We start from the raw sequence: 6,000 nt of genomic DNA, 5'->3' as shown, positions 1-6,000 counted from the left end.
ATTGTATATTTTATAAAAATTAAGAATAGTTTTATTTATATAGCCTTAGTTTTGCTATGTATTTCACTTGGGAACTTTTTTATGAAAACCTCTATAAATTTAACTATGGATAGTAGAAAAGAGCCTCTATCAGGTAATTTGGTTGATAAAAGTTTAGCTTTTTTATTGATGCATAAAAAAGTTGAGTGTGAAGACTAAATATTGTTAATTTTAGAAATTAGAGTTGATTTAAAGCTAATGTATGAATTTATGAAGATGCGTAATTATTTATTTTTTAATGTTTTATATAAACTTGCGATGTTAAGTTAATAAAAAGCCTCTGTAGAACAGAGGCTTTTTATTATGTGTGGTAAGCGAACTTATTTATTCAGTTGCCATAAATGCTTCATGATAAGTAACTTCTCCTGAAGGAATATGATTAGTGAAGCTTATAGCTTGAAAATATTCATTTGGTACATTAGGTAAATTTAAATCTGGGTATGATTTAAAACCAAATCGACTGTAATAATTTGGATCACCTAATAGAACGCAACCCTTTCCGCCTAATTCTTTTAACTTTTGAAGAGCTGCATTCATTAAAAGAGAACCAATGCCAATTCCTTGTTTATTTGGGCATACAGAAATAGGGCCTAGGCCATACCAACCAGTTTCACCTGACGTGATTGTAACTGGTGAAATAGCCACATGACCTACAATTAAGCCATCTTCTATAGCAACCAAAGAGATCGTGAGTTGCTTATGTTTCCGAAGGCTATTCACAATAAATTGTTCAGTATGACTAGAATGCTCTTCATTTAAGAACGCGGCTTTCGTCAACGCTTCGATATTTTTAATATCTTCGGGTTGTTCATCTCGAATTATAATATTCATATTTTCTTTCTCTTAATAAATAGCAACTTATATCAACGATTGTCTAGTTGAGGGCGGACAGTCTGGAGCCCTAACAATGTAATTTGATAAGGTTGGCTATTTTTAGACTTGATTAAGCGTTTTGCTTTTAGCTTTTTAAACACATCTAATGAACAATCAGATAGCACAAAACCTTCTCGTGTATAGCATTCAACGAAATAGACTGTGCCTGATGCGTTACGTTGGTATTTAATATGTCCGCCTTTGGCAAGGACATGGAGAGTTCGTTGTTCGAACTTTGAAAGATTCATGTTGGAGCCTTGATAATAATCAAACGTGCAAATAGAGGTGATCAGAAACATGACCACAGAAAAATTGCGACATTGATAATCAACTCAATAATAAAAATTGAGAGTGATTATCAGGTGATTACTATCTCCAACATATAAACCTCTTTTAGAAGGGGGATACTTTTATTCAAAGGATATATTAACTGTATATATCACTTAATAACAAATGTTTTTTATATTCATAGACCTTTCATTTATATAAAATCAGGCAACAAAAAGTTATGTATGAGTTTTAGTAAATGAAAAAAACAATTTTTAGCCTAATTTTCGCTACCTGTGCAGCTTTTTCAAATAGTATTCAAGCAGAAGAAGTTTATTATCAACAAGAAGATATCGCTTATGCTTTTGAACTAGATTCAATCGAATTTTATTTACCAAGTAAAAGTAAATTTAAAATTACTGCTACCAGAAAACTAGTTGGCGTACCCGAAACAAAGTTTTATACAGGTGATTTTGATAAAGATAATATCGCACAATTTCATATGGCTTTTGACTGTTCACATAAGACGATACAGATTTTAGACTTTATGATTGGTGATAAAAATAATGGTGAACTTAAGTACAAGAGCGATAAAAAGAGTGAAGTAATGAAAGCCACGGGTGACAATGATTTAGCTATGCTTAATTTAGTATGTGAAAATGCTAAAACTATAAAATAGTGCCTGTGAATTATAGGGCTTGTTTTTTAATACACGTATATACAATTTTTTTGGTGACCCACCTTTGGAAAAAATGAAGTTAAAGATTTAATAATTATGATACCTGTACAGACATTCTCGGTTTTTGCAATTTTCCTGTTGTTTATTGCGCCATTGATTGGTGTTGTACTAACACTAGGCCTATTGGTGAAAGCACTATTCTTTTGGCGAAAGAAGTCTCAAAAGCCTGTGAGGTTTTTCTCTCAAAAAACATTATTTATTACGCTAGTGGCCTTAATATGTGACCTGTGGGCAGGTTATTTATTTTATATGACTGAATCGGTAAAGTATGAGATTGCTCTTAAGCAGCATTACAAGGAACGTCGCAGCCATTTCGTTTTATCTCAAGATGCACAATATGGCGAACTGTTGATTCCTAAAGGGAGTTTAATTAGTCGTTACGATGCTTTTGACAACGGTGAGCCACAAGTACCCTTTAGCTTACGTGGATTACAGGCGGTACGTTTCCCTCATCCTGTACAGGTTGCAGGAATGTGGGTAACTGCGATGGAGCCTTCTCGAATGGAATTGGCGTGGGATCAGCATGTAGGTCCAGTTATGCGCTTTGATCCTAATGAGGCCGATGGCTATGGTGAATGGGTTTACGATACGAAACGTCCTACCATCACCTGTTCTCGTGAAGACATCGTGCTACTTGAAATACCACTTATTGATCATGATATTGCAAAAGAATTTGGTAAACCTGAGCCTGATGGAGCTAATGCACGTTTTCGCCCGAGTGAGTGGGGTGTTCAACAATGCGAAAAAGGTCAGGGGCCAATTAAAGTTAGTCCTGCATATAGTGGGACTGCGCCAAAGAAACCTTGGTTTTATAAATAATAAGTTGTTGAATTGAAAAAAGCCTCTGTAGAAATAGGGGCTTTTTTGCAACTAAGTCATGGCTAATTCTAAATAATTTCAATATCAGATTATTTGTTGATACTTTAGTTAGCTTATAGAAAAAGTTTAGCTTCCATATATAAGCGGCATTGTCCTGAAATCTCGATTCTATTATTTTCCAGCATTCTACAGTGCAATATTCCTCCACGCTTCGATGCCTGATAAGCAATAATATCGTTCTTATTAATTTCATCTTTCCATAATGGAATAAGTGATGTGTGTAAGGAGCCTGTCACGGGATCTTCATCAATTCCCATTGATGGTGTGAAATAGCGGGAGATAATATCGATGTTTTTATATTCAGGATTTAATAAATCATTCTTTGCGGTAATTGCAACTCGTCTTCCACCAAGCTGTTTGATTTTTTCAAAATCTGGCTGTTCTTGTAAAATAGCCTCTGCTGATTCATAAACAACAATGTAGGCTTGAGGATTGATATAAACCTCCTCAACTTTATACTGCAATGCTTCCTTCAATTCTTGTGGAATATTATGAATTTTTTCAGGAATCTGGACGGGAAAATTCATTGCAATAAAGCCATTTTCTTGCTTCTGAATATAAAATTCACCCATTTGTTTGACTTGAAATGTAATAGATTTGATTTGAGGGTTTTCTTGAAAAATTATAAAACTAGTTGCCAAAGTTCCATATCCACAAAATTGAACTTCTTTTATTGGTGAAAACCATCTAATTTCGTAGACTTGCTCATCAATTTTACGAGCAAAACTTGTTTCGGATAAATTATTCTCAATGGCAATATTTTGCATTATTTCTACATCTAACCATTGTTTAGTAATTACGACTGCAGCTGGGTTTCCTGAAAATAACTGATCAGTAAAAGCATCTACCTGATACATTTTCATTATAATTTCCTATTCATTGTATTCTGATAAATATCAGTATTTCTATATTTAATTTTTTGAAAGCTTGTACAAGGTTTCAATCATATCTTGAATTTTGTCCTGATTTTTGACAAAAGAATTATCTTTAATATATTTTTTTACCTCTTGAAGAGTATCTTTTCCATATTCAAACAACTTAATTTGCTGACTAATCAACTCTATTTTTTTATCAATCAATTGATTGGAGATAATATTGCACTCTTCAGAAGGAGGTTTTGTTCCAAGTTCAATGAGTTGTTTGATCTCTTCTAGAGTAAATCCAATATTTTTCAAACATATAATTAATTTAATTTTCTGTTCATGTATTTCTTGATAGCTTCTATAACCATTTGTTAATCGTTCGGGAACTAATACTCCACATTTTTCATAAAAACGCAAAGTATCTAATGATAGTCCATATTTTTTTGAAATTTGACTAATATTCACTCAGTGGTCCTTACTTTTTAACTACGATATTTTACAGGTATTATTATTTAAGTTCTGACTTTCAATATATTTTTTGAAGGATCTATTCATTTTATCAAAATTTAACTTTGTAGGTTGAATAACAAAGTAATTTAAAATAGGTACAAGTAGCCCATTAAAATCTTCTGCTTGAACTAATTGAGTTGTATTGGCATCAATTTTAGTGAAAATAAATTGATGTCGACCATTAAATAATCCATTTATATAGAGTTTTCCTTCCCATTCTAAGTGATATTTATCCATTTTTCTTATTACTGGTTGTATTGTAAATTGCACTTTTCTATTTTCATTGTATAAATCTATACTAATTTGTTGACCTACATGGGTGGGGAATCCATCAATACCAAATAATGTATTCCATTTCGGATACGATGAAGTGCATGTGAACGTTTGCCAAACATGATCTATTGGCTGATTTATAACAATCTTTGTTTCAATCCTTTTATGATGAAACAAAAGAATGAACACAGAAAATACAACCAAAGTAAAAATTACTTTCATCAAAAAGTACCTTTGTTACTAAATACTATAATGATTCTAAGGTTGGAGCTTACTCTAAGCTCAAGTAAAATTTTTCCTGCACGTTAAATTGGGTTGTATCAAATAAAAATCTCTTTTGTGAAATCTAGAAGGAAGGGTGGAGCACTTTTTATTTTTATACTTCAGATAATGCCCATTGTATTAAATAGAAGAATTTATGATTCTAAATGAATATGCAAAAAATATAATTTTCCCTTATTTTCCCAAAAAAACTGATAATTTGGGCCACCTTCATCAGGACTATTAGGGACAATTTTAGAGCAACCTAAAATTTCATAACTATTTGTAGTATTTTCAAAATTTAAAGTACATAAGTATTCTTTCAAGAATTTGGCACCTAAGTTCTCTGGAGATTCCTTTAAAATCATATCTAATTGATTTATTAGACGATTAGTTTGTATTACTAATTCTTGGATAGATATTTCTTTAAACTCTGTATTAACAATCCATTCTCTAAATGAATAGTCTCCCCTTGTTTCTTGATTAAGAATACAGGCAAGTAACTCATTAATATTGTCTATGTAATAAAACAAATCCAAGCAAAAAAACTGAATATAGCTTGCTTGTTCAGTATGAATATACAAATGTAAGAGATCATCTCCATAGTAAATAGGATTTTTTACTTCTGTTATCTTACTTATTTGGACATCTAATTTTTTCATATTGAATAATTTAGATTATTTAAAATCAACATAATACACCTTGTATGCAATCTTTACAGCTGAATAAAACAGCCTTCCAAGCCAATTATCTTCCCCTTTATAAACCCCCATTTAACAATTAATCACCCATTATTTATCCTTACTTTTTAATGATCTAATTTAAAACAAATGTCATTTTGTGTGCTTGACTGCAAAAGGGTTGAGCACTATTCTTTGCCTGCTAGCCACATTGCTAGCCAGTCGTCGCAGACTGCATAATAACTCCCGCATCAGAGACATTTCTTCTGAGGAATACTCTTGTGTGGTAGCTACTCGTCCCTTTCCCGTAGCGGTAGGACGGGAGAGGGACACCTACGGGTGTGCTAGTTTGAGTTATTACTAGTCTGCGAACCTTCTTCCGTTCTGCCACCATAATTCTATAAATGTCTGGCAGAACTCCCTATAAAAAGGAGTTGGCTTTGCACATCCATTATTTCTTGGCAACCTTTGCCAAAAGCTATAACAACACAACTTAGTTTTTAACAAGTTTGATCGCCATGCGGCAAATCAGGCTTTAAATCGTCACGACTAAAAACTTGCAGCAACAATAAAACTTGAGATGTGCCAAGCACAGCCTTTATAGGCTTTGCTACGC

At 32.7% G+C, this 6,000-nt stretch carries 8 protein-coding genes and 1 pseudogene; 3 read left to right on the top strand and 6 right to left on the bottom strand.

All coding sequences use genetic code 11. The annotated features are described in order from the left end of the window. Positions 1–198, top strand: a pseudogene (locus tag ACIF8R_RS14345) (hypothetical protein); the annotation flags it as partial. Between the two features lie 165 nt (positions 199–363). On the opposite strand, the gene ACIF8R_RS14340 reads toward ACIF8R_RS14345, so the two are convergent. Next, positions 364–870, bottom strand: coding sequence for a GNAT family N-acetyltransferase (locus ACIF8R_RS14340; RefSeq protein ID WP_396481486.1), 507 nt, complete (start codon positions 868–870; stop codon positions 364–366). Between the two features lie 32 nt (positions 871–902). Beyond that, positions 903–1,160 carry a YjhX family toxin gene (locus tag ACIF8R_RS14335; RefSeq protein ID WP_002048597.1) on the bottom strand — a complete coding sequence of 86 codons (258 nt, stop codon included), beginning with the start codon at positions 1,158–1,160 and terminating at the stop codon, positions 903–905. Between the two features lie 278 nt (positions 1,161–1,438). Between ACIF8R_RS14335 and ACIF8R_RS14330 the strand changes: the two genes are divergently transcribed. Further along, on the top strand, positions 1,439–1,858 hold the full coding sequence (locus ACIF8R_RS14330) for a hypothetical protein (RefSeq protein ID WP_000750919.1): 420 nt from the start codon (positions 1,439–1,441) through the stop codon (positions 1,856–1,858). Between the two features lie 138 nt (positions 1,859–1,996). After that, positions 1,997–2,737, top strand: coding sequence for a hypothetical protein (locus tag ACIF8R_RS14325; RefSeq protein ID WP_396481493.1), 741 nt, complete (start codon positions 1,997–1,999; stop codon positions 2,735–2,737). A gap of 113 nt (positions 2,738–2,850) precedes the next feature. Here the strand turns inward: ACIF8R_RS14325 and ACIF8R_RS14320 are convergent, their stop codons facing one another. The 4 genes from ACIF8R_RS14320 to ACIF8R_RS14305 form a co-directional block, all read right to left on the bottom strand. Then, entirely contained in the window at positions 2,851–3,660 is an 810-nt protein-coding gene (locus ACIF8R_RS14320) for a PhzF family phenazine biosynthesis protein (RefSeq protein ID WP_396481483.1), read from the bottom strand. Between the two features lie 48 nt (positions 3,661–3,708). Then, complete coding sequence (locus tag ACIF8R_RS14315) at positions 3,709–4,125, bottom strand: MerR family transcriptional regulator (RefSeq protein ID WP_396481481.1); 417 nt, start codon at positions 4,123–4,125, stop codon at positions 3,709–3,711. A 21-nt stretch (positions 4,126–4,146) separates the two neighbouring features. Continuing rightward, positions 4,147–4,665 (bottom strand): SRPBCC domain-containing protein, encoded by a 519-nt coding sequence (locus ACIF8R_RS14310; protein WP_396481479.1) that lies wholly within the window; start codon positions 4,663–4,665, stop codon positions 4,147–4,149. Between the two features lie 194 nt (positions 4,666–4,859). Further along, positions 4,860–5,366, bottom strand: coding sequence for a hypothetical protein (locus ACIF8R_RS14305; protein ID WP_396481477.1), 507 nt, complete (start codon positions 5,364–5,366; stop codon positions 4,860–4,862). Positions 5,367–6,000 lie beyond the last annotated feature (634 nt).

This window comes from Acinetobacter sp. ABJ_C4_1 (assembly GCF_044538495.1).
Taxonomy (GTDB): Bacteria; Pseudomonadota; Gammaproteobacteria; order Pseudomonadales; family Moraxellaceae; genus Acinetobacter; species Acinetobacter nosocomialis_A.
The sequence above is the reverse complement of the archived record's forward strand: the minus strand, read 5'-3'. Positions and strand labels throughout refer to the sequence as shown.

Excerpts from the sequence above, each read along its gene's own strand:
- ACIF8R_RS14340 (WP_396481486.1), bottom strand. The coding sequence starts at position 870 with ATGAATATTATAATTCGAGATGAACAACCCGAAGATATTAAAAATATC.
- ACIF8R_RS14335 (WP_002048597.1), bottom strand. The coding sequence starts at position 1,160 with ATGAATCTTTCAAAGTTCGAACAACGAACTCTCCATGTCCTTGCCAAA.
- ACIF8R_RS14330 (WP_000750919.1), top strand. The coding sequence starts at position 1,439 with ATGAAAAAAACAATTTTTAGCCTAATTTTCGCTACCTGTGCAGCTTTT.
- ACIF8R_RS14320 (WP_396481483.1), bottom strand. The coding sequence starts at position 3,660 with ATGAAAATGTATCAGGTAGATGCTTTTACTGATCAGTTATTTTCAGGA.
- ACIF8R_RS14310 (WP_396481479.1), bottom strand. The coding sequence starts at position 4,665 with ATGAAAGTAATTTTTACTTTGGTTGTATTTTCTGTGTTCATTCTTTTG.
- ACIF8R_RS14305 (WP_396481477.1), bottom strand. The coding sequence starts at position 5,366 with ATGAAAAAATTAGATGTCCAAATAAGTAAGATAACAGAAGTAAAAAAT.